The following is a 26,851-nucleotide window of genomic DNA, read 5'->3' as shown; positions in this document are numbered from 1 at the left end:
ATTTCCTCGCTTTCCTTTTCCGCATTCTGACCTACGCAGCAGGAGTCAATTAATGAGCCAGACGAAATCAGACCAGATATTGTGGGTAGACACCCTGAAGGGTGCCTGCATATTGCTGGTGGTCCTGTACCACACCGTGTTACCCGGTTTTGAAGGGACAATAAAATATCTCTCCGCCGGATGGGTCCCGGCCGAAATATGGATACAGTTTAATACGGTTCTGTCACCCTTACGGATGCCAGCCTTTTTCTTTGTTTCGGGATTGCTGGCCGCCAACGGTATCCTGAACCGGCCCTGGAAACAGGTATTTACCAGTCGTATTACCAATCTTTTTTATCTCTATATTCTGTGGGGCTTTATTCAGTGGTGGTCCATTATTGGTATCTCTACGGAAATTACCGGGCAGCGTATTTCACAGAACCTGAATGCTGCGTATGCCGGTTCGCTGTTTGAGTTTCTCAAGCTGACCTTTATGGCGATGAGTACCTCCTGGTATCTCTATGGCTTAGGACTCTATTTCCTCTGCGCTAAAATTTTCCGTGAATATAAGCTGGCCCTGGTGGCGGTGGCTATCCTGCTTAATTATCTGGCGGTCGAGAAAGTGATCCCGTTCTGGGGACCACAGAGCCTGGCCCAGTATTTCCTGTTCTTCCTGTTGGGCGCGTTCTGGAGCCAGACCATGCTGCGTCTGAGTGAATGGCGTCGTGAGAACGTCATGCCCTGGGCGATACTGGCCGCCGTGGCGGGTATCCATGTGATCTTCGGTCTGGATAAGAGTCTGTTCCTGTGTGTGCTGGCGGTGTTGTTCAGCATTGCGGCCTGTCGCTGGCTGAATCAGCATTTCAGCATGCGTTATCTCAACTGGGTGGGCCGCAATACCCTGCAGATTTATGTGATTCACCGCATCTTTATCGAGTTCTTTGGTATGTCCGCGATCCTCTTCGCGCAGCGGCATCACCTGTTTGAACAGGCGTGGTTTTCATTTTTCTGGGCCTGTTTCTATCCGGTGGTGATCGTGGCGCTCTGCTCGCTCTGTTCCGTGGCGATCTGGTCGCTGACCAACCGTGGGGTGGGGCAGTCGCTGTTTCTGTTTCCGACGCTGCTTAAGCGGCAGCGGAATGCGGTTTCGCAGTAAAAGGGGAGCGCCTGGCGGCGGGGAGTGATTACCTGGCGGTGGGCTGGCTCTGAGAGGGTTTCGCCTGTCGGGGGGAGGGAGTAATTACCCGGCGGTGGGCTGGCTCTGAGAGGGTTTCGCCTGTCGGGCGTGGGAGTTATTACCTGGCGGTGGGCTGGCTCTGAGAGGGTTTCGCCCGCCAGGCGTGAGGGAGTTTCAGTTCGCCCGTGCAGGCGGACGCGTCAAGGGGCGGACGCCCGCCCCTTAACAATCCCGGCGTCCGGCAGCCTCCGCGCCCCGCGTTGCGGGGTGCCTTCGTCACGCCCTGCGGCCGACGGACCGTCCGGACTCGCCATCCCTGGCTCGTGCCGTCCTCTCGCCGACGTCCTGTCGGCTCATCCTGGCCTCCGGTTGCTCCTCAGCGCGCCGGATGCCTCTCCCACACCCCCCGCCTTTGAAATCTTATGTTTTCCGGGATGCAGAGCTATCTGCTGGCCTGAAAGCGAAAAACGCCTACGCAATTCTCTCCGCGATAAGAGAGCCAGATAAATAGAAAGGTTAACAGCGGGGAGGGAGGCCGTCTGAACCGCTGAGCGGATGAGGGATTTCAGGACGAGCGACAGGGATGTCGCGAAGAGGCAGGGTCGCGCCAGGGATGGCGCGTCCTGCCGGTCCGTGAGAAATCCGGAAGAAGCGAAGGGACCGCGAAGCGGCGGTGAGGCAGGCCGGAGCGCGGGGTCAAGGGGGCGTGGCGACTGGCGCCCCCTTGTCGGTCGCCTGCAGAGGCAAAGCTGAAACTGCCCGGTTTACCCGGCGAACGAAACCTTCTCATAGCCCGCTCGCGCAGCAAACCCCATCAGCCCAGCGTCCAGCTGAACGAAACCTGCTCAGACTCCGCCCGCGCAGCGACCTCGCTGGCAACCCACCCCCTTACCCGATAGTCATCAGGCTGGCGTTACCGCCTGCGGCCGCGGTATTCACACTCAGTGAGCGCTCAATCAGCAGACGCTCCAGCAGCAGATTCGTCTCGCCGCGGGCGAAGCCCTGCACCGACACAATCGCGCCGTCACGCGCGGCAATCTGTTCGCACAGGGCGCGCAGCTGATCGGCATCGCCGTGATAGATTACCGCGTCAAACTCCGCCGTCAGCGGGTCTCGCGCCAGCGTAATGCGCGCTTTCACCGCGTCCGGCAGCGAGGCACGCAGGGTGCGATGCAGCTCATCATCCTGCCACAGCGCTTTACTGCCGACGCTGGTCACGGCCGCCAGCTGAATCAACGCATCCTGCTCGTTGTCAGCCAGGCAGAGCACCTGATCGCGTGGCAACAGCGAGAAGGTATTGCGCTCACCCGTCGGGCCGGGCAGCAGCCGTACCACACCGGCCTGAGCCAGCTGGTCATAGCGCTCACAGAGTTCAGCCAGCGCCGGTTTATCTTTGGCCCAGCTGCTGAGTGCCTGATGCGGAGCCAGCAGAGCGTGACGCAGTGTGCTGTCAGCCGGGCGCTCCGCATCCTGACGATCGAAGGTCAGACGCAGCGCGCCATCCGGACGATGTGCCAGCAGGCGGTAGAGATAGAGCGGACCGCCCGCTTTCGGACCGGTACCGGATAGGCCTTCACCCCCAAACGGCTGCACGCCAACAACGGCGCCCACCATGTTGCGGTTAACGTAGAGGTTACCGACCCGGGCGCTCGCCGTGACCTGCGCAATGGTCTCATCGATACGGGTATGGACACCCAGCGTCAGGCCGTAACCGGAAGCGTTAATCTGCTCAACCAGCTGCGGCAGCGTGTTGCGGGTGAAGCGCACCACGTGCAGCACCGGTCCGAAAATCTCTTTATCCAGGTCGCTGACCTGATCCAGCTCAATCAGCGTGGGTTTGACAAAGGTGCCGCTGTTCCACTCTTTGCTGTCCTGCGGATTATCCTGCACCGCCTGATAGACCGTGAAGCCCTTGTTACGCATCGCCTGAATATGGCGGTCGATATTGGCTTTGGCTTCGGCGTCAATGACCGGGCCGATATCGGTGGAGAAGCGCTCCGGATTACCCATGCGGCACTCTGCCATCGCACCGCGCAGCATTTTCAGCGTATGGTCGGCGACATCTTCCTGGATGCAGAGCAGACGCAGGGCGGAGCAGCGCTGTCCGGCGCTGTCGAACGCCGAGGCAACGATATCAACCACCACCTGCTCGGTCAGCGCGGAGGAGTCAACGATCATCGCATTCATCCCGCCGGTTTCCGCAACCAGCGGCACTGGGCGGCCGTGCTGGTCAAGACGACCGGCGAGATTACGCTGCAGCAGGGTTGCCACGGCAGTGGAGCCGGTAAACATCACACCGCGCACCCGGTTGTCGCCGGTCAGCTGTGCGCCAACGGTTTCACCCTGACCTGGCAGAAGCTGCAGCACGCCTGGTGGTACGCCCGCATCCAGCAGGATCTGCACCGCCTGCGCGGCAATCAGTGGCGTCTGTTCGGCAGGTTTGGCCAGCACGCTGTTGCCTGCTGCCAGTGCTGCCGCAATCTGACCGGTGAAGATCGCCAGCGGGAAGTTCCACGGACTGATGCAGACCACCGGGCCCAGCGGGCGATGGGTTTCATTGTCGAAATCGTCGCGCACCATGCCAGCGTAGTAATAGAGGAAATCGACCGCTTCGCGCACTTCCGCGATGGCGTTGTTGTAGGTCTTGCCCGCTTCACGCACCAGAATGCCCATCAGCTTCTGCATCTGGCCTTCCATGATCTGCGCCGCGCGCTCCAGAATCGCGGCACGCTCCTGCGGCGGGGTGGCAAACCAGATTGGCCCGCTGTTCACGGCGGCATCCAGCGCCACAGACACTTCCTGCTCTGTCGCTTCACGCACCTGACCCACGCGATCGCCAGGCACGGCCGGGTTCAGCACGTCGTGCAGCTCACCGGTGCCCGCTTCGCCATCGATCATCGGTTCGGCCAGGTAAGGGTGGGCGGCGCTGCTCAGCAGGGCGCTGGAGAGCGAGGCGAGGCGGTGTTCATTGGCCATATCCAGACCCGCAGAGTTGACGCGGTTCTCGCCATAGAGGTCACGCGGCAGCGGGATCTTCGGATGCGGCAGGCCGATCGCGCCTTCACTGGCCCCGAGTTTCTCAACGGCGAGCACCGGATCGGCAACCAGCTCGTCAATCGGCAGCGAGGTATCCGCGATGCGGTTAACAAAGGAGGTGTTGGCTCCGTTCTCCAGCAGACGACGCACCAGATAAGCCAGCAGGGTTTCATGCGTCCCCACCGGCGCATAGATGCGGCAGGGGCGATTCAGCTTCCCGTCCGCCACTTTGCCGACCACCTGCTCATAGAGCGGTTCACCCATGCCGTGCAGACACTGGAACTCATACTGTCCCGGATAGTAGTTGTTGCCCGCCAGCTGATAGATGGCGGCCAGGGTATGGGCATTGTGCGTGGCAAACTGCGGATAGATCAGGTTCGGCACGGAGAGCAGCTTGCGGGCGCAGGCCAGATAGGAGATATCGGTGTAGACCTTGCGAGTGTAAACCGGATAGCCTTCCAGACCTTCCATCTGCGCGCGTTTGATTTCGCTATCCCAGTATGCGCCTTTTACCAGACGGATCATCAGGCGGCGGCGACTGCGCTGAGCCAGGTCGATCAGCTCATCGATGACAAACGGGCAGCGTTTCATATACGCCTGGATGACGAAGCCGATCCCGTTCCAGCCTTCCAGCTCCGGCTCGAAACAGAGTTTCTCCAGCATATCCAGCGACAGTTCCAGCCGGTCAGCTTCTTCGGCGTCGATGTTGATGCCGATGTCATAGGAGCGCGCCAGCAGCGTCAGTGATTTCAGCAGCGGGTAGAGCTCTTCCATCACCCGCTCATACTGCGCGCGGCTGTAACGGGGATGAAGGGCTGACAGTTTGATGGAGATGCCCGGGCCTTCATAGATGCCCCGGCCATTGGAGGCTTTACCAATCGCGTGGATCGCCTGCTGATAGGAGAGCAGGTAGGCTTTGGCATCGCCTGCGGTCAGTGCCGCTTCGCCCAGCATGTCATAGGAGTAGCGGAAGCCTTTCTCTTCCAGCTTGCGGGCGTTTGCCAGGGCTTCGGCAATGGTTTCACCGGTCACGAACTGCTCGCCCATCAGTCGCATCGCCATATCCACACCTTTGCGGATCAGCGGCTCACCGCTCTTACCAATAATGCGGTTCAGAGAGCGTGACAGGTTCGCTTCGTTGTGGGTTGAGACCAGGCGGCCGGTAAACAGCAGACCCCAGGTGGCCGCGTTGACAAACAGGGACGGGCTGCGTCCCAGGTGTGACTGCCAGTTCCCGTTACTGATTTTGTCGCGGATCAGCGCATCGCGGGTTGGCTTGTCGGGAATACGCAGCAGCGCTTCGGCAAGGCACATCAGCGCCACGCCTTCGTGAGACGATAATGAGAACTCCTGCAGCAGGCTTTGCACCATACCGGCGCGTCCGGTTGCACCTTTTTGGTGCCGCAGCTTGTCGGCAAGCTGATAAGCGAGCTGATGGGTTTTCTCTGCCAGCGGCGCCGGCAGGCGTGCCTGCTCCAGCAGCATCGGCACTGCATCCGTCTCCGGACGACGCCAGGCGGCGGTCACGGCGGAACGGGTCACGGACTGCGGTAAAATCTGCTCTGCGAAGTCAAGGAACGGCTGATGCAGCTCCTCTGGCTGGATGTCGTCAGACTCGGCGGCGGCCTGTGCAGTGAGAGGGATCTCCGGCACGGCATCCCCGGTTTCCAGCTGGCCCAGGTAGTTAAAAATCGCCTGTTTGATCAGCCAGTGTGGCGTGCGGTCGATGCGCTGCGCAGCCAGTTTGATGCGCTCACGTGTCGCGTCATCCAGTTTTACACCCATGGTGGTTGTACCCATGACTTCCAGGCTCCTTAATAGTGGTTCGATACGGCGTGGGCTGCACTATCACTTAAGTTGCAACTTTGTGCAACCGTGTTAAATGTGAGCCAGTTAACACCCCTGTGACATCGCCAATTGTTAAATCTGACAATTCGGCACGGATATTGCTGCAAGATCCTCGCCAGGTTGGCAGACCCGATAAAATGCGGGTTTCCGGCAGGTTACACAGTGGTGCAACCGGATAACTGTGAGCGAGTGCAACCTCTGGAGACTTTTTCACAACCGGTTAGTGAAATCACTGTAACGCCTGTGTTAAATCCATTGTGCGCGCCACGCCTTTCCGGCAGGATACCGCGCCGCTGGGAAATGACTGACGCCCTGACGAAAACAATCGGCCCGTTCTGCCCCGTTCCGGCAGGCGGGTAGCTGGCGATTTCTCTGGGATATCAAATAATAAGTGGAGAGACAGATGAGTGTAAGTACACCAATGCTGGTGACCTTTGTGGTTTATATACTTGGGATGGTGTTAATCGGTTTTGTGGCCTACCGTTCGACCAAAAACTTTGATGACTACATCCTGGGTGGCCGCAGTCTGGGTAGTGTGGTCACCGCACTCTCTGCGGGTGCCTCAGATATGAGTGGCTGGCTGCTGATGGGATTGCCGGGGGCGATCTTCATCTCAGGGATCTCTGAGAGCTGGATTGCGATCGGTCTGACCATCGGTGCCTGGCTGAACTGGAAAATCGTCGCCGGCCGCCTGCGTGTTCAGACCGAACACCACAACAATGCGCTGACGCTGCCAGACTTCTTTACCAGCCGCTTTGAAGATCACAGCAAAATTCTGCGCGTGATTTCGGCCATTGTGATCCTGGTGTTCTTCACCATCTACTGCGCCTCTGGCGTGGTTGCCGGTGCGCGTCTGTTTGAAAGCACCTTTGGCATGAGCTATGAGACCGCACTGTGGGCGGGGGCGGCAGCCACCATCCTTTATACGCTGGTGGGGGGATTTCTGGCGGTGAGCTGGACGGATACCGTTCAGGCCAGCCTGATGATTTTCGCCCTGATCCTGACGCCGGTGTTTGTGATTATCGCGGTGGGCGGCTGGTCTGATTCGCTGGCGGTGATTGAGGCGAAAAGCCTGGAAAATCTCGACATGCTGAAAGGGCTGAACTTCGTTGCGGTGATCTCGCTGCTCGGCTGGGGCCTGGGCTACTTCGGCCAGCCGCATATTCTGGCGCGCTTTATGGCGGCGGATTCGCATCGCTCAATCCGCACCGCACGTCGCATCGGCATGGCATGGATGGTGTTCTGTCTGGCGGGGGCGGTCGCTGTTGGCTTCTTTGGTATCGCCTACTTCAAGAACAACCCGACGCTGGCGACCGGCGTCAACGACAACGCAGAGCGCGTCTTTATCGAACTGGCACGCATCCTGTTTAACCCATGGATTGCCGGTATTCTGCTGTCAGCGATTCTGGCGGCGGTGATGTCAACCCTGAGCTGTCAGCTGCTGGTCTGCTCCAGTGCCCTGACTGAAGATCTCTACAAAGGCTTCCTGCGTAAAAACGCCAGCCAGCAGGAGCTGGTGTGGGTAGGGCGTCTGATGGTGCTGCTGGTGGCGCTGATCGCGATTGCACTGGCGTCTAACCCGGAAAACCGCGTACTGGGTCTTGTCAGCTACGCCTGGGCGGGCTTCGGGGCGGCCTTTGGACCGGTCGTGCTGTTCGGCGTCTGCTGGAAGCGCATGAACCGCAACGGCGCGCTGGCCGGTATGATTGTCGGTGCGCTGACCGTGCTGGTGTGGAAGCAGTATGGCTGGCTGGGTCTGTATGAAATCATCCCGGGCTTCATCTTCGCCAGCATCGCGATTGTGCTCTTCAGCCTGATGGGACGTGAACCTTCAGCCGAAGCGCAGCAGCGCTTTGCCGCCGCTGAGGCGGAGTTCCAGACCAAATAAGCAGAACGTCAGGAGTGAAGGCCCGTCCCGCAGGGGGCGGGCCTTTTTGTTACAAAGATAAAAGCCTCAAAATTGCAATTATCTCCATCGGCAACTTGTTTTTTTCGCAGCGATAATGATAATCGGTATCGTTTACACTTTACCTGAATTTACCGTTAATTGACGCTGCTTAACATTCAAGAGGCTGGCAATGTTCGTTCCCTTTCTCATCATGCTGCGCGAAGGACTTGAAGCCGCGCTGATTGTCAGCCTGATCGCCAGCTACCTCAAACGCACCCAGCGCACCCAGTGGTTTCCGGCCATGTGGGCAGGCGTCTTTGTCGCCGCGGCACTCTGCCTGGGGCTGGGTCTGTTTATCGATGCCACCACCGGCGAGTTCCCGCAAAAAGAGCAGGAGCTGTTCGAAGGCATTGTGGCGCTGATCGCCGTCGTGATCCTCACCTCCATGGTGTTCTGGATGCGCAGAGTGGCGCGCAATATCAAAGTTGAGCTGGAGCAGGCGGTCGACCAGGCGCTGCAACGTTCGGGCCGGGGCGGTCTGGCACTGGTTCTGATGGTCTTTCTTGCCGTGGCGCGGGAAGGCCTGGAGTCAGTCTTCTTCCTGCTGGCCGCTTTTACGCAGGATGTCGGTTATGCGCCGCCGATTGGCGCGGTGCTGGGGCTGGCGACGGCGGTGGTGCTGGGCATGCTGCTCTACTGGGGCGGTATCCGCCTGAACATGGCGCACTTCTTCCGCTGGACCAGCGTCTTCATCCTGTTTGTGGCGGCCGGTCTGGCCGCAGGGGCGATTCGCGCCTTCCACGAGGCGGGTCTGTGGAATCACTATCAGGATGTGGCCTTCGATCTCAGCAATACCTTATCGACCCATTCGCTGTTTGGCACCCTGCTGGAAGGCGTGCTGGGTTATCAGGAGGCCCCCAGCGTCAGTGAAGTGACCCTTTATTTCGTCTACCTGATCCCGGCCCTGATTCTGTTTTTTATGCCTGCGCGTCCTGCTGCGTCGGCCACTGTGTAATACGACCTTTAACGGGCGCATCTTACGCCCGCAACGTGATAGGGAAAAAGAGATGACAATGCGTTTCCGCCGCAAGGCACTGCTGCTTCCTCTGCTGGCGATTTCTGCTTCTGCGGCGGCAGCCGTTCCTCAGGTTACCGTAAGCGTCAACGACAGGCAGTGTGAGCCGATGAGCTTAACGGTGAAGGCCGGTAAAACTCAGTTTCTGATTAAAAATAACAGCCAGAAAGCGCTGGAGTGGGAGATTCTGAAAGGTGTGCTGGTGGTGGAAGAGCGTGAAAACATTGCGCCGGGCTTCAGCCAGAAGCTGACCGCTAATCTGGAGGCCGGGGAATATGAGATGACCTGCGGTCTGCTGAGCAATCCAAAGGGCCAACTGATTGTGCAGGCGGGGGAGAGCGCGACGCCCGGCGCAACCTCCGCGCGGATGCAGCTGGAAGGCCCGATCACGCAATACAAAGCCTGGGTGACGGAGCAGGTTAATCAGCTGGTGAGCCAGACGCAGGCCTTCACCGATGCGGTCAAAGCCGGGGATGTCGAAAAAGCCAAAGCGCTGTTTGCCCCGACCCGCCAGTATTACGAGCGCATTGAGCCGATTGCTGAACTCTTCTCCGATCTCGATGGCAGCATTGATGCCCGTGAAGATGACTATGAAAAGAAAGCGGAGGATCCTAAGTTCACCGGTTTCCACCGTCTGGAGAAAGCGCTGTTTGCGGAGAACAGCACTAAAGGGATGACGGGCTATGCCGACCAGCTCAACAAAGATGTGAAAGATTTGCAGGTGCGCATCAGTGAACTGGCCTTCCCGCCGGCCAAAGTGGTGGGCGGCGCGGCCGGTTTGATTGAAGAGGTTGCCTCCAGCAAGATCTCCGGCGAAGAAGATCGCTACAGCCGTACCGACCTGTGGGACTTCCAGGCAAATATTGATGGAGCTCAGAAAATCGTTGATCTGCTGCGCCCGCTGGTCAGCAAAGCCAATCCGCAGCTGCTGGCGAAGGTCGATGCCAACTTCAAAAAAGTGGATGCGATCCTGAGCAAATACCGCACGAAAACCGGTTTCGAATCGTACGAGAAACTGAGCACAGCTGACCGCAATGCGCTGAAAGGGCCTGTCACCGCCCTGGCGGAAGATCTTTCCTTACTTCGTGGCACGCTGGGTCTGGATTAATCATGAGTCGTAAGCCAGAGGACGCGCAGCAGCCTGCGCGTCGTCGTTTATTAAAAGGGCTGGGCCTGCTGGGCGGCGCCGCTGCCTTCTCCGGAGGTTGCCCGTTTCATGCCGCCGCCGCCGACACGTTTTCACCGGGTACGGTGACGCCTCAGGCGCGGCAGCAAAAGCAGCCGTTTTATGGTCAGCATCAGGCGGGGATTATCACGCCACAACAGGCATCGATGATGCTGGTGGCCTTTGACCTGCTCAGCAGTGATAAAGCCGATCTGGAGCGGCTCTTCCGGCTGCTGACCCAGCGCATCGCCTTTCTTACCGCGGGCGGGCCGGCACCTGTCGTCACCAACCCGCAGCTGCCGCCAATGGATTCGGGCATTCTCGGCCCGACGATCGCGCCGGATAATCTCACCATCACCGTGTCGGTCGGCAGCAGCCTGTTCGATGAGCGTTTTGGTCTGGCCCCGCATAAGCCGAAAAAACTGCAGCCGATGACGCGCTTCCCTAACGATTCGCTGGATGCCGCTCAGTGTCATGGCGATCTGCTGCTGCAGATCTGCGCCAACACCCAGGATACGGTGATCCATGCCCTGCGCGATATCATCAAGCACACCCCCGACCTGCTTGGGGTTCGCTGGCGACGGGAAGGCTTTATCTCTGACCACGCGGCACGCAGTCAGGGGCAGGAGACGCCGATTAACCTGCTGGGCTTTAAGGATGGCACCGCGAATCCGGATACGCACGACGCTGCCCTGATGAATCAGCTGCTGTGGGTGACGGCGGATCAGGATGAACCGGTCTGGGCACGTCATGGCAGCTATCAGGCGGTGCGGCTGATTCGCTTTCACGTGGAGATGTGGGATCGCACCCCGCTGGGCGAGCAGCAGACCATCTTTGGTCGCGATAAGCTGAGTGGAGCTCCGCTGGGGATGCAGCATGAGCATGATGTTCCTGACTATGCCCGCGATCCGGACGGGCAGGTGATTGCGCTGGATGCGCATATTCGCCTTGCTAACCCCCGCACGCCAGAGACGGCCAGCAGTCTGATGCTGCGCCGCGGCTACAGTTACTCCGCCGGGATCTCGGCGTCAGGGCAGCTGGAGATGGGCCTGCTGTTTGTCTGCTATCAGCACGATCTGGAGCGCGGATTTCTGACGGTGCAGGGGCGACTGAACGGCGAGGCGCTGGAAGAATATATCCGGCCCTTTGGCGGCGGTTATTTCTTTGCGTTGCCGGGTGTCCCGGACGCCAGCCATTATTTAGCGCAATCCCTGCTGGAAGCCTGATTAAATTTTAACCACTGCGGGCGGCCCGATTTCTGGCCGTCCGACTTTTCTTTCCCGTAACCTGACTGACTGAGTTTTAACTGAGAATCAGCCGGGGCTTCGCCGAATTAAAATAATCTAACTGACTGAAATAGCTGATTTTTACACGCAGTGGTAAAATAAAGGCTTACCCGCGAATAGCAATTCCTTTGCCAGCAGTTAAAATTACTGTTGCAAAGGTTCAGCAAAATGATGCACTTTATTAAACAGGCGTAATCGGACGTGTCGATGTATCACACTGGAGTTCGCGCATGGGTCGAGTCTTTTATGGAAAGTCATTGTCAGTAAATAGATTGCGCCTGACCGCGAGGGCCATTCTGCCTCGTTATTTCTTCCTTCCTTCAACCAACTCTTTTGTCTTACCGTTTCCTTTTTTATCCGGTGTTCAGCCACGCTTCTGCGCTGCTGCATACCCACTATCCTGTCCTGTCATGGCTTAAAAGGAAGCCACTGAAACCTCTAAAGCGTTCACGTAATCGTAACGGGCCACCGGCCTGACACGGGAAATGAAACCAACTGAAAGGTGCCACTATGGGAAGACAGAAAGCAGTGATCAAAGCGCGTCGTGAAGCGAGAAGAGTGCTTCGCAATGACTCACGGAGTCATCGTCAGCGCGAAGAAGAGTCGGTCACTTCGCTGGTGCATATGGGCGGACTGGATTCGATTGGCATGGCACGCGATGCGCGCGACCGGCTGCCGATTGAAGCCCGGAATGAGGCTCAGGCGCACTATCTTAATGCCATAGAGACGAAGCAGCTGATCTTCGCAACCGGTGAAGCCGGATGCGGTAAAACCTGGATCAGCGCCGCGAAAGCGGCTGAGGCCCTGATTCATAAGGATATCGACAGGATTATCGTTACGCGCCCGGTACTGCAGGCAGATGAGGATTTGGGCTTCCTGCCCGGCGATATTTCTGAGAAATTCGCCCCTTATTTCCGTCCGGTTTATGACATTCTGGTTAAACGTCTTGGCGCATCCTTTATGCAATATTGTCTGCGTCCGGAAATTGCCAAAGTTGAGATTGCGCCTTTCGCCTATATGCGAGGCCGCACTTTTGAAAATGCTGTGGTGATTCTGGACGAGGCGCAGAACGTGACCGCCGCGCAGATGAAAATGTTCCTGACCCGACTGGGCGAAAACGTCACGGTCATTGTTAACGGCGATATTACCCAGTGCGACTTGCCCGCTGGGGTGCCTTCTGGTCTCGCAGACGCGCTGGCGCGGTTTGAAGAGGACGAGATGGTTGGCATTGTGCGCTTTGGCAAAGAGGATTGTGTGCGTTCAGCGCTGTGTCAGCGCACCCTGCACGCGTACAGCTAGTGTTCGATTGAGTAGAAGTGTAGCGCCCAAACCCGGCTCCGGCCGGGTTTTCTTATTATGGAGGGCAGGCTGCGCCCGCTGTCGCACCCCGGCGGGGCTTCTCACCCCCTCTCCGTGCAATATGCAAAAAAAAAGCCTGAACTTTCGTTCAGGCTCTTCTTCAGAATGTGGCGGTGAGAGGGGGATTGATTCGCTTCGCTCACCCTGCGGGCAGCGTCGCAGGCTCCGCTGTCCATCGGGCTGCGCCCGCTGTCGAACCCCGGCGGGGCTTCTCACCCCCTCTCCGTGCAATATGCAAAAAAAAAGCCTGAACTTTCGTTCAGGCTCTTCTTCGGAATGTGGCGGTGAGAGGGGGATTCGAACCCCCGATACGTTGCCGTATACACACTTTCCAGGCGTGCTCCTTCAGCCACTCGGACACCTCACCACATTTGTTTCGCTGACCGCGCTGGGTCAACGGGGCGGTACTATAGGGAGTCGGCTGAAAACGGTCAAGCACTATTTTTCTCTTTTGATCTATTCGCTTAAGCTCTGAACGAATTGATTTATTCCGGCCTGAAACTGGCCATTTCTCCGGCTGATTTCCCGTCCTGTCCGCGCAGTGAGACAGAGCAGGGCAGCGGGCAGGACGACATCCTGAGCAACGTCTCAAACCGGATGCCGTCCCGCGGATGGCTGAAATCAGCTCTTCACCCGGTTAGCGAAGCTTTTGCGCAGCTTCTGCAGCTTCGGCGGGATGACCGCCATGCAGTAGCCGTTGCGCTGACCCGCGCCTTCCCAGTAATCCTGATGATAGGCTTCAGCAGGATACCACTCCTTCAGCGGCTCGATGGTCGTCACCACCGGCACATCATGGTCGGCCTGAGCTCGTTCAATGGCGGCACGCGCTTCTGCTTCCTGCTCAGCATTGGCCGGGAAAATGGCAGAGCGATACTGAGTGCCGATATCGTTACCCTGGCGGTTAAGCTGGGTCGGATCGTGCGTCACGAAGCTGATATCCAGCAGGTCGCCAAAACTCACCTGCTCGGGGTCAAACCCAATGCGGATCGCTTCCGCGTGGCCGGTCGCGCCGCTACAGACCTGCTCATAGGTAGGATTCGGGCGCGCGCCGCCGGTATAGCCGCTTTCAACCGACTCTACGCCGATCACATCCTTAAAGACTGCTTCGGTACACCAGAAACAGCCACCCGCGATAACTGCGTATTCGATTGCCATAATATTTTACTCCTGTCAGGTCGAAAGAGGTGAATGGGGGCGCAGCGGAGGGCTTTCAACTAGATCAGCATCTCCGGTTTAAAATCTCCGCTCTTATCCAGCATTTTATCGCTCATCACGCTGAAGCGGCCTTCGCCGGTGTAGTGCAGGGTCGCCGGGTATTCGGGCTGTTCGGCCACATGTGCCTTAACGATCTCAAAAATAAACAGGTTGTAGTTAGCCACCATCGAGTCGTCATAGAGCTGGCACTCAAAGCTGGCAAAACATTTGGCAATCATGGGGGCGTTGACCACCTGACCCGGCTCCGGCGTCAGGCCGAACGCGGCGAACTTATCCAGCTGGTCGCCGTGGCTGTTGCCGACCGCCACCACCTCATCAATCAGTGAAGCGGCCGGGATATTGAGGACGCACTGGCCACTGTTGCGAATCAGCGCGTGGCTGTGATTCATACCGGCAATCATGCAGCCCACCAGAGAGGGCGAGAACTCCAGCACCGTATGCCAGCCGAGCGTCATGATGTCCTGCTCATTGTTGTACTGCGAACTGAGCAGCAGCACCGGACCCGGTTCGAGATATTTACGGGCTTTACTGACCGGAAAGGCATATTTGTGCATGCGTTGGCTCATGGCTTAACTCCTTTAACGGAATGTCGCCATTAAGTGTAGAGCACGCAGCGCATGCAGCAGGGGGTAAGGCAGAGGGGCGAGGGCGGGCAGCGCGGATATTTTTTCGCCCGCGCCGCGATCTTAATGTTTCCTTAATCTGCAGTCGCGATACTGGCGGCTCCTGTTGAGGAGGTTACTATGAAAACTGTGTCTGCTTCCCTGCCCGTTGCGGCTCCGCGTCCGCTGAGTGAATATGCTGCCCTGCTGATTACCGCAGCGACCCTTATTCTGTTCCTCAGTGCCTGGTTCAGCGCCTAACATCTGACCACGGCCCGGCAACCGCTTCTGTCCCGGCGGTTCTCCAGAAAAAACTGAAACCGGTGTAACTGGACAATGCGGCTGACAATGCTCAGCCCAAGTCCGATGCCGCCGTAGCGACTGTCCATGCGGATAAACGCTTTACTCAGCTCACCACTTTTACTCTCATCAATGCCCGGCCCCTGATCTTCCACCACCAGCATCGGTTGCGGAGACGCGAGCAGCTGGACGGTGATCGTACTGTTGTCCGGGCTGTAGCGATGGGCATTCTCGACCAGGTTGCGCAGCAGCATCTTCAGCAGCGTCGCATCCCCGCGCACAAATTGCTCCTCCGGCAGATCGAGCAGCAGCGTCTGCTGATGCGCCTCCAGCATGATACTCAGCTCCGCCTCCATCGGCAGGATCACATCTGCAATCAGTCCCACGTTCTGGTAGGTGCCGGAGGTAAAGGACTGGCCGGCGCGTGCCAGACTTAAAAGCTGCGAGACGCTGTGCGTCATCTGATCCAGTCGCTGCACCAGCGGCTGCACTTTCACATCGCTGTTGCGCTCGATTAACTCCAGATGCAGCCGTAAGCCGGCCAGCGGCGTGCGCAGCTCATGCGCCACATCGGCGGTGAACAGACGTTCACGCTCCAGGCTGGTGTTAAGGCGCGCTACCAGTTGATTGATCGCCAGGGTGACCGCCTCGATTTCATGAACCTGACTGTGGCAGGTGATGGGATGGAGATTATCTTCACCCCGACTTTCCAGCTCACGCTGTAGCTGATAGAGCGGCCGGGTGATCCATTTCACCGCCTGATAGCAGAGCAGCAGCGTCAGCGTAATCATCACCAGGCTCGGCACCGCCAGGCTGGCGACCGCTTCATGGACCTCGCGCTTGACGTGGCTGTCCATGTTGCGCTTCTGCAGTTGCGCTTCCACCAGAAACTGAATCTGCTCTTTACTCTCATGCCAGAGCCAGACCACGCTGATCACCTGAAAGACCAGCAGGATCAGGCCGATGGTCAGGATCAGGCGAAAGCGCATACTGCGGTGATCGAATCGTCCTGTCATGTTGCCTCGCGCGGGGTCTCCTGCGTGACCAGCGCATAACCAAATCCGCGTACGGTGCGGATGGCGCTTTTGCCGATTTTGTCGCGCAGATTATGAATATGAACTTCCAGCGTATTGGTCGACGGCTCGGTCTCCCAGTTATAGATGTCCTGGTAGAGAATTTCGCGGTGAACCGGATTGCCGGCCTTGAGCATTAGCCGAGACAGGATCGCAAACTCTTTGGGGGTAAGATCCAGCAGCTCATCGCTGAGCGTGATCTGACGGTGGGTCATATCCAGCGCCAGCGCGCCCACTCTGACCTGACTGTCGCCCTGATTGACGTGGCGGCGGATCAGCGCACGGATGCGCGCCAGCAGCTCATCCAGCGAGAACGGTTTGATCAGATAATCATCGGCACCCGCGTCCAGTCCGGCAATGCGTTCGCTGATGGTGTCGCGGGCGGTGAGGATCAGGACCGGGATCATCTTCTTCTGCCGCCGCAGACGGATCAGGAAGTGCAGTCCATCCTCGTCCGGCAGGCCGAGATCCAGCACCACCAGACTGTAGAGGCCGCTGGCATAATGCGCTTCCGCATCCCGTACGCTGGTGACGCCATCGCAGACATAACCTTCACCTTCCAGCGCCAGTATCAGACCCTGCAGCAGCAGGGCGTCATCTTCCACTATCAGTATCTTCATTCGTGTTGGCTCCGACACGACGTCAAAATATCATCCGCAGGCACATATTCGTGGGTTGCGGTGCCGGTTAATCCCAGCAGCGTTGAGAACAGATTATCCTGTGAGAAATCGTCTGTCGCCGCCAGTTTATTCAGGCAGGTGCGGTTAACCGCATAACGCTGCTGATAATCCGGGGAGAGCCAGATCAGCAGCGGCACATGCTTTTGCGTATCGGGCGCTATCGCATAGGGCAGGCCATGCAGGTAAGCCCCGTTTTCCCCCAGCGACTCGCCGTGGTCAGAGAGATAGACCAGGCTGGTGGTAAAGCGATCCTGATGCGCACGCAGCACGCCAATCGCCTTATCCACGATGTGATCCACATTGAGCAGCGTATTGTCGTAGGTGTTGATCAACTGCTGCTGTGAACAGTCCTGAATCTGATTCGTGTCACAGGTCGGCTCAAACTGACGGAACTGTGGCGGGTAGCGATGGCTGTAGGTCGGGCCATGACTGCCTATGGTGTGCAGAACAATAATCGCGTTGCCTTTTAGCTGGCTGATGTACTCATCCAGGCCGTGGAACAGCACGTCATCATAACATTCGCCCTCAATACACATGCCGGGCAGGTTCAGGCTGGTCATATCCTGATGCGGCACCCGATCGCAGGCCCCCTTACAGCCACCGTCATTCTCATTCCACAACACGCTGACCCCGGCGCGCTGAATGACATCCAGCACTCCCTCTTCATGGGCCGCCAGCACATCATCATAGTGGGCGCGCGGCATGTTGGAAAACATGCAGGGCACGGACACCGCCGTCGCCGTACCGCATGAGGTGGTGTGCGGGAAGTAAATCACATCATCTTTCGCCAGCAGGGGATTGGTCAGCCGGTCATATCCGCCCAGCGAGAAATTCTGCGCGCGTGAGGTTTCACCCAGCACCACAATCGTCAGGTTCGGTTTGCCCCGGCTGTGGCTGGCGTTCAGATGGGCATCTTCACCGATCCGCACCAGCGGCACATTCTGCAACTCATGATGCTTATACCAGGAGAGCGTGGCGGCGATGCTGTTAGAGGGGCTCAGCGCTTTGACCAGCTCGCGGTTGTTGCGGAACAGCGAGGCGTAATCCTTATAGAAGAGCAGGGCGATCAGCGCGATCAGCGCCGCTGACAGCACAATGCTGAGCAGGCGTGCCAGCACCCCGTGCCACTGCTGCCGTTTTATCCGCGGCCAGAACATCATCAGCGCCATCAGCACGCCTGAGGTGAGCAGGGTGAGGAGCAGCTGCGGTGTCAGCAGGGCAAAAGACTCGGAGGCAGTGGTATCCATCATGTTGGTGATCATCGAGCGATCGATCACGATGTTGTAGGTATGGATAAAATACTGCGCCGACGCGGAGAGCAGAATAAAGAGCGCCGCCAGCAGGCGATCCAGCCAGAAAAATGAGGCCAGCGTAAGCACGATATTGATGACGCTGAAGGCGACCAGCGGCATGGATAAAAACACCAGCGTGGTATGCAGGCTCGTCAGCGGCATCACCGCCAGCACCTGACGGTAATAGACCAGATTAAGGAAAACCGCGATATAGATCGCCGCCAGGAGGAGCAGAGTCAGTCGGCTAATCAGCGGCCTCTTCAGTGTAAACGCCATGTGTGCAGGCACCCGAGAAAAAGAAAGTGTGCTGAGAGTGCGCTTTCAATATTAGGAATACCTTAAGAAGCTTAAGCTTCGTTTCAGGCCGCCGGATTCCCGAAGCGAAACGGCCGCAGCTCCGGTCAGCACGGCCCTGCGGGGCAGCGGGGGAAACAGCACGCCCCCTGTCTGGGCTACTTTTCTGCTTAATTAACCGCAGCGGCTGGCATGAAAAGTGCATCTTTCTGGCATTACCCCTATTAATGACTACACTTAATCTGAAGATGTTCTCAGTGAGTCAGTATTGTCAGCAACGCGTTTGCACGTTTGAGGAGAGTGACCTATCTATTCACCCAGCTTTGCCCCTCAATCACCGCTTTATCAGAATTTCCCGCTTGCTGACCTGACTGCGTCAGGACATTCTTGTTTCAACTCAATGTTTTATTAAATCTGATTTTCAGGAGAAGTGACGTGACCCAGGTGGAAGAGACACATCCCACGTATCCGGCATTACGCAGCGGACAGTACGCCTTCTTTTTTGATGTCGACGGCACGCTGGCAGCGATACAGTCCCGTCCCGAAGCGGTATTCATTCCTCAGCAGGTCATCGCGCAACTGCAACAGCTTTCTGACCATTGTCAGGGCGCCCTCGCGCTGGTTTCCGGCAGACCCATTGCACAGCTTGATGCGCTGGCCGCGCCCTGGCACGGACCCGCTGCGGGCGTCCATGGTGCAGAGCGCCGCAATGCGCAGGGTGAGCTGCATCGCATCAGCCTGCCTGCCGAGGTCGAGCAGGCGCTCCGACAGGAACTGCAGGATGCCATGGCAGGCTGGCCAGGTACGCAGCTGGAGGTAAAAGGCATGGCCTTTGCGCTCCACTATCGCCAGGCGATGCAGCATGAGCAGGATGTGATGCGACTGGCCGAACAGTCCGTGAAGCGTTTTCCCGGACTGGCTCTGCAGCCGGGGAAATGTGTCGTTGAAATTAAACCGGCAGGCATCGATAAGGGCGCTGCGATCAGCGACCTTATGCAGCAGGCCCCGTTTGCCGGACGTACCCCCGTTTTTATCGGTGACGATTTGACCGACGAGAAGGGCTTTGTGGCGGTTAACGCGCAGCAGGGCATCTCGATTAAGGTCGGTGAAGGTTCCAGCCAGGCCCATTATCGGCTTACTGATGTCGATGCGGTTTACGGCTGGCTGGAAAAAACATTATTACTATTAGAGCAAGACAACGTCGGTAAGGAGTTTAGGTTATGAGTCGTTTAGTGGTTGTATCTAACCGTGTCGCCATGCCAGATGGGTCTAAAACCAGTGCAGGCGGTTTGGCCGTCGGCATCCTCGATGCCCTGAAAAGCACGGGTGGATTGTGGTTTGGCTGGAACGGTGAAATCAGCGAGTTTTCTGGTGAAGAAGAGGAGCAGGTCAGCGTTCAGGAACATGAGGGTATTGAGTATGCCTCCTTCCCGCTTAACCAGAACGAATATGATCTCTACTATTGCCAGTTCTCCAATACCGTCATCTGGCCCGCTTTCCATTATCGTCTCGATTTGGTGCAGTTCCAGCGTGAAGCCTGGGAAGGGTATTGTGACGTAAACGATATGGTTGCGCAGCGTCTGAAACCGCTGATTAAGCCTGATGATATTGTCTGGATCCACGATTATCACTTTTTACCGTTTGCCGCCGCGCTGCGCCGCGCGGGCATTAATAACCGCATTGGTTTCTTCCTGCATATTCCGTTCCCGACCCCGGAAATATTCAATGCACTGCCGCCGCATAAAGAGCTGCTGGAGATGCTGTGCGAGTATGATCTGCTCGGCTTCCAGACCGAATCTGACCGCGTGGCCTTCCTCGACAGCGTCAGCCAGCTAACGCAGTTGCAGAATAAGGGCGATAAAAAGCATCGTGCCTTTGGCAATACCTTTATGACTGAGGTTTACCCTATCGGGATTGAGCCGGACAGTATTAAAGAGATGGCCGAAGGACCTCTGCCGCCTAAAATGGCGGCGATGAAAAAAGAGCTGGGCGATGCGCGCAACATTATCGCCTGTGAGCGTCTCGACTATTCCAAAGGTCTGCCGGAGCGTTTTCTGGCTTACGAAGCGCTGCTGGAAAATTTCCCGCAGCACCGCGGCAAAATCCGCTACTCGCAGATTGCACCGACTTCGCGCGGAGATGTGCAGGCGTATCAGGATATCCGTCATCAGCTGGAGACCGAAGCCGGGCGTATCAACGGTAAGTACGGTACGCTGGGCTGGACCCCGCTTTACTACCTTAACCAGCATTTTGACCGTCGCCTGCTGATGAAAATCTTCCGCCTGACTGACGTCGGCCTGGTCACGCCGCTGCGTGACGGGATGAACCTGGTCGCTAAAGAGTATGTCGCCGCTCAGGACCCGGACGATCCCGGCGTTCTGGTACTCTCCCGCTTTGCCGGGGCCGCCAACGAGCTGACCTCAGCGTTGATCGTGAACCCTTATGACCGCGATGAAGTGGCGGCGGCACTGGATAAAGCGATTACCATGCCGCGGACGGAAAGGATCTCGCGCTACAACGACATGATGGCGGTATTGCGTAAGAACGATATCACCGCCTGGCGTGAAAACTTCCTGAAAGACCTGGAAGCCATTTCCCCGCGCAGCGCTGACCACGGCACCGATAATAAGGTCGCGACCTTCCCGAAACTCGCCTGACCTTGTTAACAACGGCGGCGATATCCCTGCGATATCGCCGCCGTTTTTCGTCCCACCGCTTTTCAAACCTTTCTGCAGGCACCACACCTTGTCTGATACGCCGTTTTCGGCGCATTGCCTCTGGCAGGCCGATCAGGGCGTGAGGCTGGCCCGATAAATGCAACCCACGCAGAAATCCCGGTCTGTGGGGCTTATCCGCTTTCTTTACCTTTTTAACTCAAGTTTTAGCCCGACGTGCCGATACTCATAGTGCCATCGTATGCGTACCCCTCAACTCATTCGGCTTTCTTATGTAAACCCTTGTTACATCAGGTGCCGGTTCCTTAGCGACCCCTTGTCACTGTTAACGCCAGGTTGTCAGAAGGCCTTCTCACAGCCGTTATACCCTGACGATTTATTTACATACCCGCAGCGTTGCTCCCCTTAAGTAACTAATTTCACAGTAAATACCCGGCCTGTATTTCAGCATAAAATGCTGATTACTCATCTTTAAATGGTTCTAAATAGGGTGTTAAAACGATTAACACCCATTATTCATTCCGGACTGCGCAAACCGTCGAATAACGCTGCTTTTACCCCCTATTAAACCTTTCTCAGGACAAATTGGACTTAAAATCGCTCTTTTTTGCTCAAAAAATGACCACTCGATAAGCAATGGTAAAGGGTTGCTGAAGAAATTTGCCTTAAAAGTGTGATCTGCGTCACACTTTATCTAAAATTTCTCCTGGCTGTCGTTGTAACCCGAAATCAGACGATATAGATTTGCGTTGTTTTCGGAATAGTCCTAAAAAAAGTAAGAAGGCGTCACGGAAGATGTCCGGAACTCGAAAATAAAATGGCATGGATTTTCGACCTTCGGTGGGTCTGAAACTCACAAAAAACAGAAGGCGAAAAACAGTGACATCAAATTTATGTGAAATTTTTTTGCCATCTTTTGATTTATCAAACAGCAGCTCGAACCGCAGATCATATTCTGCGATACAGTTACGTCGCATCTCTCAGGATGGAAAATAATGGGCACCTCTGAAGTACTGAAACATATTTACGATCTCAACTTGTCTTATTTACTGCTTGCGCAGCGTTTAATTAACCAGGATAAAGCTTCTGCAATGTTTCGCCTCGGCATTGACGAAAAAATGGCGAATGCATTATCAGAATTAACATTGCCTGAAATGGTAAAAATGGCGGAAACCAATCAGCTGGTTTGCCAGTTTCGTTTTACCGACAGCAGCACGATTAATCGCCTGACGCAGGAATCCCGCGTGGATGATTTACAGCAGATTCATACCGGCATTTTATTATCCAGCCGTTTACTGCGTAATGCGTCTAAAGAAGATCTGCCTGCTAAAAAGAGAGCAATGTCATGAGTGAGAAAAGTATTGTTCAGGAAGCGCGTGACATTCAGCTCGCAATGGAGTTGATCTCGTTAGGCGCACGCTTACAGATGTTAGAGAGCGAAACCCAGCTGAGCCGGGGTCGCCTGATTAAGCTCTATAAAGAACTGCGTGGCAGCCCGCCGCCAAAAGGCATGCTGCCGTTCTCCACGGACTGGTTCATGACCTGGGAGCAGAACATCCACGCTTCCATGTTCTGTAACGCCTGGAAATTTTTGCTGAAAACCGGCCTGTGCAGTGGCGTCGATGCCGTCATCAAAGCCTACCGGTTATACCTTGAGCAGTGTCCGCAATCGGACGAGGGCCCGCTGTTGGCGCTGACCCGCGCCTGGACCCTGGTCCGATTTGTTGAAAGTGGCATGCTGGAACTGGCTGACTGCAAATGCTGCAATGGCAGCTTTATTAACCATGCACATCAGCCGGTTGGCAGCTTTACCTGCAGCCTGTGCCAGCCACCATCACGTGCCGTAAAAAGACGTAAACTTTCTGCAGAATCTGCCGATATGTTTCCACAACTGCTGGATGAACAGGTTAAACACGCCGTTTAAGTTTGTTCGCACTGTGGAAGCCATCCAGCAGCGGTTAATACCGCTGCTTTTTTTTTGCTTCCGGTTTGAGAATAACGCCTGCGGCTCTCTGGCTTAACTTCCACCAACACGTTACGGACGTAAGGATTTTTTGTGCTGATAATTATAGGTTACCTGGTTGTTTTAGGCTCCGTGTTGGGCGGATATGCACTGGTCGGTGGCCATCTGGGCGCGCTTTATCAGCCAGCCGAATTATTAATGATCGGCGGCGCGGGTGCCGGTGCTTTTTTAGTCGGCAACAACGGCAAGTCGATTAAAAAGACCATGAAAGCGCTGCCGCTGTTATTTCGCGGCTCAAAGTACAACAAAGCGGTTTACATGGATCTGATGGCGCTGCTTTATCGGCTGATGGCCAAATCGCGTCAGCAGGGGATGTTATCGCTGGAACGCGATATCGAAGATCCCAGCCAGAGTGAAATTTTTGCTAATTATCCCCGCATTCTTGCCGATAAACAGTTAGTCGATTTCATTACTGACTATCTGCGTCTGATGGTCAGCGGCAACATGAACGCCTTTGAAATTGAGGCGTTAATGGATGAAGAGATTGAGACTTACGAACATGAGTGTGACGTACCAGCGCAGAGTATAGCGGCGGTGGGTGACGGACTGCCGGCATTCGGTATCGTGGCAGCGGTCATGGGCGTGGTGCACGCACTGGCGTCGGCCGACCGTCCGGCGGCGGAACTGGGTGCACTGGTGGCCCATGCGATGGTGGGAACCTTCCTGGGCATTTTGCTGGCCTACGGATTTATCTCTCCGCTGTCGTCCGTTCTGCGTCAGAAGTGTGCGGAAACCACCAAGATGATGCAGTGCATCAAGGTGACGCTGCTGTCGAGCCTGAACGGTTATGCCCCGCAGATTGCGGTGGAGTTTGGTCGTAAGACGCTCTATTCCGCCGAGCGCCCGTCGTTCAGCGAACTGGAAGAGCATGTGCGTAACGCTAAGAACCCGGCTAAACAGACTTCGGACGAGGCTTCATGAAACACGGCAATCGCCCAATTGTGCTGATCAAAAAGCGCAAACATAAAGGCCATGAAGGCAGCCACGGTTCGTGGAAGATTGCCTACGCCGACTTTATGACGGCGATGATGGCCTTTTTTATGGTGATGTGGCTGCTGTCGATCGCAAACCCGCAGCAGCTGGTGCAGATAGCAGACTACTTTAAAACGCCACTGAAAGTGGCGATCACCGGCGGGCAGCGCAGCAGCGACAGCGAAAGCCCGATCCCCGGCGGCGGGGATGATCCGACGAAAAAGATCGGCGAAGTGAACAAAAAGGTCGATATGGATGCGCAGAAACGTCAGCTGGATGAGATCCGTCTCAACCGGCTGCGGGAGAAGCTCGATCAGATGATTGAGGCCGATCCGCGTCTGAAAACGCTGCGTCCGCATCTGATTATTAACATGGTGGAAGAGGGGCTGCGTATTCAGATTATCGACAGCCAGAATCGCCCGATGTTTAAGACCGGCAGTGCCGAGGTGGAGCCTTATATGCGCGACATTCTGCGTGCGATAGCGCCGATCCTCAATGACATCCCGAACCGCATCAGCCTGGCCGGACATACCGATGACTTCCAGTATGCCGGCGGCGACAAAGGCTACAGCAACTGGGAACTCTCGACCGACCGCGCTAACGCCTCCCGCCGTGAACTGGTGATGGGTGGCCTGGACAGCGGCAAAGTTTTGCGGGTGTTGGGTATGGCCGACACCATGCGCCTGAAAAATCGCGGCGGGAATGATGCAGTGAACCGCCGCATCAGCCTGCTGGTGTTGAACCATGACACCGAAGCGGCAATAGAAAAAGAGAACGCAGAAAGTGATGCCGTCCAGATCAGCGATCCGGCGGCCATTGAAAAAATTACCGCACCGCCAGCACCCCAGGGCAGCGCGGTGAATACAGCAGCCCCCTCACAGCCGAGGTGATTCCCGTGAGTATGGACATCAGCGATTTTTACCAGACGTTTTTTGATGAAGCCGATGAGCTATTAGCGGATATGGAACAACACCTGCTGGGCCTTGACCCGCAGGAGCCAGATTCTGAACAGCTCAACGCCATCTTCCGTGCCGCTCACTCCATAAAGGGTGGGGCCGGAACCTTTGGTTTTACGGTATTACAGGAAACGACTCACATCCTGGAAAACATTCTGGATGGTGCTCGTCGCGGCGAGATGCAGCTCAGCACCGACATCATCAACCTGTTTTTGGAAACCAAAGATATTATGCAGGAACAGCTCGATGCATATAAAACCGCGCAGGAGCCGAACGCGGAAAGCTTCAAATATATCTGTGAAGCACTGCGCCAGCTGGCGCTGGAGGCTAAAGGTCTGCCGGCAGAACTGCCGGTCAGCGTGGTGCCTGTCAGTGAAGAACCTGTCAGCACCAGCACCAGCAGCAGTGGCCTGCGTGTTCAGCTGATCGACCTCAAAGAGAAAGAAGTCGATCTGATGCTGGAAGAGATGGGCAATCTCGGCACCCTGACCAACGTGCAGAAAGGCAGCACCACGCTGGATGTCTGCATCGATGGCGTGGGCAAAGATGACATCGTGGCGGTGCTCTGCTTCGTCATCGACGAAGCCCAGATCCGCTTCCCGGAGGCGGACGACGCCGTTGCCGCACCGGTGGCGGCGGTTGCCGCGCCCGTGGTGGAAGAAGTCCACACGGCCAGCGTCACCGAACTGCCGGTGGCACCGGCGAAGCGTGAAAGCAAGCGCGCCGCGGCCCCGGCCAAATCAAGCGAATCCACCAGTATCCGCGTGGCGGTAGAGAAGGTTGATCAGCTGATCAACCTGGTGGGCGAGCTGGTGATTACCCAGTCCATGCTGGCGCAGCGTTCCGGCGAGCTGGACCCGGTCGCGCATGGTGACCTGCTGAACAGCATGGGTCAGCTGGAGCGTAATGCCCGCGATCTGCAGGAATCGGTGATGTCGATTCGTATGATGCCAATGGAATATGTCTTTAGCCGCTTCCCGCGTCTGGTGCGTGACCTGGCCAGCAAGCTCGGCAAAGAGGTTGAACTGACCCTGCTGGGCAGCTCGACCGAACTCGATAAGAGCCTGATTGAGCGCATCATCGACCCGTTAACGCACCTGGTGCGTAACAGCCTGGACCACGGTATCGAAACGCCTGAGAAACGCGTGGCGGCTGGCAAGGTTGCGACCGGTAACCTGACGCTCTCCGCGGAACACCAGGGCGGCAACATCTGTATCGAAGTCTCCGACGATGGTGCCGGCCTTAACCGTGAACGTATTCTGGCTAAAGCGCTCTCATCCGGCCTGCCGGTCAGCGAGAACATGAGCGATGAAGAGGTCGGCATGCTGATCTTCGCGCCAGGCTTCTCCACCGCAGAGCAGGTGACAGATGTTTCCGGACGCGGCGTCGGAATGGACGTGGTGAAACGAAACATTCAGGAGATGGGCGGTCACGTTGAAATCGCCTCGAAGCAGGGCAAAGGCACCACCATTCGCATCCTGCTGCCTCTGACGCTGGCCATCCTCGACGGCATGTCCGTTCGTGTGGCTGACGAAGTCTTCATTCTGCCGCTGAATGCGGTGATGGAGTCGCTGCAACCGCGCGCCGAAGAGCTGAAGCCGCTGGCGGGTGGCGAGTGCGTGCTGGAAGTGCGTGGCGAATATCTGCCGCTGGTTGAACTGTGGAACGTCTTTGATGTGCAGGGCGCGAAAACGGAAGCCACGCAGGGGATCGTCGTGATCCTGCAGAGCGCGGGCAAACGCTATGCGCTGCTGGTCGACCAGCTGATTGGTCAGCATCAGGTGGTGGTGAAGAACCTGGAGAGCAACTATCGCAAGGTGCCGGGCATCTCTGCCGCGACCATTCTGGGTGACGGTAGCGTCGCGCTGATTGTCGATGTCTCCGCCCTGCAATCTCTGAACCGTGAAAAACGTGTGGCCGGCGCTGCCGCCTGATTGAAAACGAAAAGGTAAATAA

The 26,851-nt window shown here is 56.8% G+C and carries 19 protein-coding genes and 1 tRNA gene; 13 read left to right on the top strand and 7 right to left on the bottom strand.

Annotated features, from left to right (window positions below; genetic code table 11):
- Window positions 1–52 precede the first annotated feature (52 nt).
- On the top strand, window positions 53–1,135 hold the full coding sequence (locus AC1V0D_RS07370; RefSeq protein WP_009089633.1) for an acyltransferase family protein: 1,083 nt from the start codon (window positions 53–55) through the stop codon (window positions 1,133–1,135).
- A gap of 909 nt (window positions 1,136–2,044) precedes the next feature.
- Here the strand turns inward: AC1V0D_RS07370 and putA are convergent.
- Complete coding sequence (gene putA / locus AC1V0D_RS07365) at window positions 2,045–5,992, bottom strand: trifunctional transcriptional regulator/proline dehydrogenase/L-glutamate gamma-semialdehyde dehydrogenase (protein ID WP_482907178.1); 3,948 nt, start codon at window positions 5,990–5,992, stop codon at window positions 2,045–2,047.
- Window positions 5,993–6,443: 451 nt separating this feature from the next.
- On the opposite strand from putA, the gene putP reads away from it, so the two are divergent.
- The 5 genes from putP (at window position 6,444) to phoH (ending at window position 12,753) form a co-directional block, all read left to right on the top strand.
- Entirely contained in the window at window positions 6,444–7,928 is a 1,485-nt protein-coding gene (gene putP, locus AC1V0D_RS07360; RefSeq protein ID WP_482907177.1) for a sodium/proline symporter PutP, read from the top strand.
- Between the two features lie 190 nt (window positions 7,929–8,118).
- Entirely contained in the window at window positions 8,119–8,943 is an 825-nt protein-coding gene (gene efeU, locus AC1V0D_RS07355) for an iron uptake transporter permease EfeU (RefSeq protein ID WP_482907176.1), read from the top strand.
- Between the two features lie 52 nt (window positions 8,944–8,995).
- Complete coding sequence (gene efeO / locus AC1V0D_RS07350; protein ID WP_482907175.1) at window positions 8,996–10,111, top strand: iron uptake system protein EfeO; 1,116 nt, start codon at window positions 8,996–8,998, stop codon at window positions 10,109–10,111.
- A 2-nt stretch (window positions 10,112–10,113) separates the two neighbouring features.
- Complete coding sequence (efeB, locus tag AC1V0D_RS07345) at window positions 10,114–11,394, top strand: iron uptake transporter deferrochelatase/peroxidase subunit (RefSeq protein WP_140923184.1); 1,281 nt, start codon at window positions 10,114–10,116, stop codon at window positions 11,392–11,394.
- Window positions 11,395–11,964: 570 nt separating this feature from the next.
- Window positions 11,965–12,753, top strand: a complete 789-nt coding sequence (gene phoH / locus AC1V0D_RS07340; protein WP_009089645.1) for a phosphate starvation-inducible protein PhoH — start codon at window positions 11,965–11,967, stop codon at window positions 12,751–12,753.
- Between the two features lie 339 nt (window positions 12,754–13,092).
- Here phoH and AC1V0D_RS07335 read toward each other — a convergent pair.
- From AC1V0D_RS07335 to eptA, 6 genes are all read right to left on the bottom strand, one after another.
- Window positions 13,093–13,180, bottom strand: a tRNA-Ser gene (locus tag AC1V0D_RS07335).
- A 254-nt stretch (window positions 13,181–13,434) separates the two neighbouring features.
- A complete protein-coding gene (gene msrA, locus AC1V0D_RS07330) occupies window positions 13,435–13,968 on the bottom strand; it encodes a peptide-methionine (S)-S-oxide reductase MsrA (RefSeq protein ID WP_111207736.1) in 534 nt (177 codons plus the stop codon).
- Window positions 13,969–14,027: 59 nt separating this feature from the next.
- The gene (locus AC1V0D_RS07325; protein WP_482907174.1) at window positions 14,028–14,594 is read right to left on the bottom strand and encodes a flavin reductase family protein; all 567 of its coding nucleotides are present in this window, start codon (window positions 14,592–14,594) and stop codon (window positions 14,028–14,030) included.
- 293 nt (window positions 14,595–14,887) lie between these two features.
- A complete protein-coding gene (pmrB, locus tag AC1V0D_RS07320) occupies window positions 14,888–15,946 on the bottom strand; it encodes a two-component system sensor histidine kinase PmrB (protein ID WP_009089652.1) in 1,059 nt (352 codons plus the stop codon).
- Window positions 15,943–16,623 carry a two-component system response regulator PmrA gene (gene pmrA / locus AC1V0D_RS07315; RefSeq protein ID WP_482907173.1) on the bottom strand — a complete coding sequence of 227 codons (681 nt, stop codon included), beginning with the start codon at window positions 16,621–16,623 and terminating at the stop codon, window positions 15,943–15,945. The genes pmrB and pmrA overlap by 4 nt, the downstream gene beginning before the upstream one ends.
- Window positions 16,620–18,251: a phosphoethanolamine transferase EptA gene (eptA, locus tag AC1V0D_RS07310; RefSeq protein ID WP_482907172.1), complete on the bottom strand. Its 1,632-nt coding sequence runs from the start codon at window positions 18,249–18,251 to the stop codon at window positions 16,620–16,622. The genes pmrA and eptA overlap by 4 nt, the downstream gene beginning before the upstream one ends.
- Window positions 18,252–18,704: 453 nt before the next feature.
- On the opposite strand from eptA, the gene otsB reads away from it, so the two are divergent.
- From otsB to cheA, 7 genes are all read left to right on the top strand, one after another.
- Entirely contained in the window at window positions 18,705–19,493 is a 789-nt protein-coding gene (otsB, locus tag AC1V0D_RS07305) for a trehalose-phosphatase (protein WP_009089658.1), read from the top strand.
- Window positions 19,490–20,926 carry an alpha,alpha-trehalose-phosphate synthase gene (gene otsA, locus AC1V0D_RS07300; protein ID WP_009089660.1) on the top strand — a complete coding sequence of 479 codons (1,437 nt, stop codon included), beginning with the start codon at window positions 19,490–19,492 and terminating at the stop codon, window positions 20,924–20,926. The genes otsB and otsA overlap by 4 nt, the downstream gene beginning before the upstream one ends.
- Before the next feature lie 1,013 nt (window positions 20,927–21,939).
- Entirely contained in the window at window positions 21,940–22,293 is a 354-nt protein-coding gene (gene flhD / locus AC1V0D_RS07295; protein WP_009089661.1) for a flagellar transcriptional regulator FlhD, read from the top strand.
- Window positions 22,290–22,868: a flagellar transcriptional regulator FlhC gene (gene flhC, locus AC1V0D_RS07290; protein WP_009089663.1), complete on the top strand. Its 579-nt coding sequence runs from the start codon at window positions 22,290–22,292 to the stop codon at window positions 22,866–22,868. The genes flhD and flhC overlap by 4 nt, the downstream gene beginning before the upstream one ends.
- 132 nt (window positions 22,869–23,000) lie before the next feature.
- Window positions 23,001–23,888, top strand: a complete 888-nt coding sequence (gene motA, locus AC1V0D_RS07285) for a flagellar motor stator protein MotA (RefSeq protein ID WP_009089665.1) — start codon at window positions 23,001–23,003, stop codon at window positions 23,886–23,888.
- Complete coding sequence (motB, locus tag AC1V0D_RS07280) at window positions 23,885–24,829, top strand: flagellar motor protein MotB (RefSeq protein ID WP_009089667.1); 945 nt, start codon at window positions 23,885–23,887, stop codon at window positions 24,827–24,829. The genes motA and motB overlap by 4 nt, the downstream gene beginning before the upstream one ends.
- An 11-nt stretch (window positions 24,830–24,840) precedes the next feature.
- The gene (cheA, locus tag AC1V0D_RS07275; protein WP_190311354.1) at window positions 24,841–26,829 is read left to right on the top strand and encodes a chemotaxis protein CheA; all 1,989 of its coding nucleotides are present in this window, start codon (window positions 24,841–24,843) and stop codon (window positions 26,827–26,829) included.
- Window positions 26,830–26,851 lie beyond the last annotated feature (22 nt).

Source organism: Pantoea sp. PA1, from assembly GCF_056856975.1.
The sequence above is the reverse complement of the archived record's forward strand: the minus strand, read 5'-3'. Positions and strand labels throughout refer to the sequence as shown.

Bases quoted from the DNA above. Each gene is read 5' to 3' on its own strand.
- AC1V0D_RS07370 (WP_009089633.1), top strand. From the start codon at position 53: ATGAGCCAGACGAAATCAGACCAGATATTGTGGGTAGACACCCTGAAG.
- putA (WP_482907178.1), bottom strand. From the start codon at position 5,992: ATGGGTACAACCACCATGGGTGTAAAACTGGATGACGCGACACGTGAG.
- putP (WP_482907177.1), top strand. From the start codon at position 6,444: ATGAGTGTAAGTACACCAATGCTGGTGACCTTTGTGGTTTATATACTT.
- efeU (WP_482907176.1), top strand. From the start codon at position 8,119: ATGTTCGTTCCCTTTCTCATCATGCTGCGCGAAGGACTTGAAGCCGCG.
- efeO (WP_482907175.1), top strand. From the start codon at position 8,996: ATGACAATGCGTTTCCGCCGCAAGGCACTGCTGCTTCCTCTGCTGGCG.
- efeB (WP_140923184.1), top strand. From the start codon at position 10,114: ATGAGTCGTAAGCCAGAGGACGCGCAGCAGCCTGCGCGTCGTCGTTTA.
- phoH (WP_009089645.1), top strand. From the start codon at position 11,965: ATGGGAAGACAGAAAGCAGTGATCAAAGCGCGTCGTGAAGCGAGAAGA.
- msrA (WP_111207736.1), bottom strand. From the start codon at position 13,968: ATGGCAATCGAATACGCAGTTATCGCGGGTGGCTGTTTCTGGTGTACC.
- AC1V0D_RS07325 (WP_482907174.1), bottom strand. From the start codon at position 14,594: ATGAGCCAACGCATGCACAAATATGCCTTTCCGGTCAGTAAAGCCCGT.
- pmrB (WP_009089652.1), bottom strand. From the start codon at position 15,946: ATGACAGGACGATTCGATCACCGCAGTATGCGCTTTCGCCTGATCCTG.
- pmrA (WP_482907173.1), bottom strand. From the start codon at position 16,623: ATGAAGATACTGATAGTGGAAGATGACGCCCTGCTGCTGCAGGGTCTG.
- eptA (WP_482907172.1), bottom strand. From the start codon at position 18,251: ATGGCGTTTACACTGAAGAGGCCGCTGATTAGCCGACTGACTCTGCTC.
- otsA (WP_009089660.1), top strand. From the start codon at position 19,490: ATGAGTCGTTTAGTGGTTGTATCTAACCGTGTCGCCATGCCAGATGGG.
- flhD (WP_009089661.1), top strand. From the start codon at position 21,940: ATGGGCACCTCTGAAGTACTGAAACATATTTACGATCTCAACTTGTCT.
- flhC (WP_009089663.1), top strand. From the start codon at position 22,290: ATGAGTGAGAAAAGTATTGTTCAGGAAGCGCGTGACATTCAGCTCGCA.
- motB (WP_009089667.1), top strand. From the start codon at position 23,885: ATGAAACACGGCAATCGCCCAATTGTGCTGATCAAAAAGCGCAAACAT.
- cheA (WP_190311354.1), top strand. From the start codon at position 24,841: ATGGACATCAGCGATTTTTACCAGACGTTTTTTGATGAAGCCGATGAG.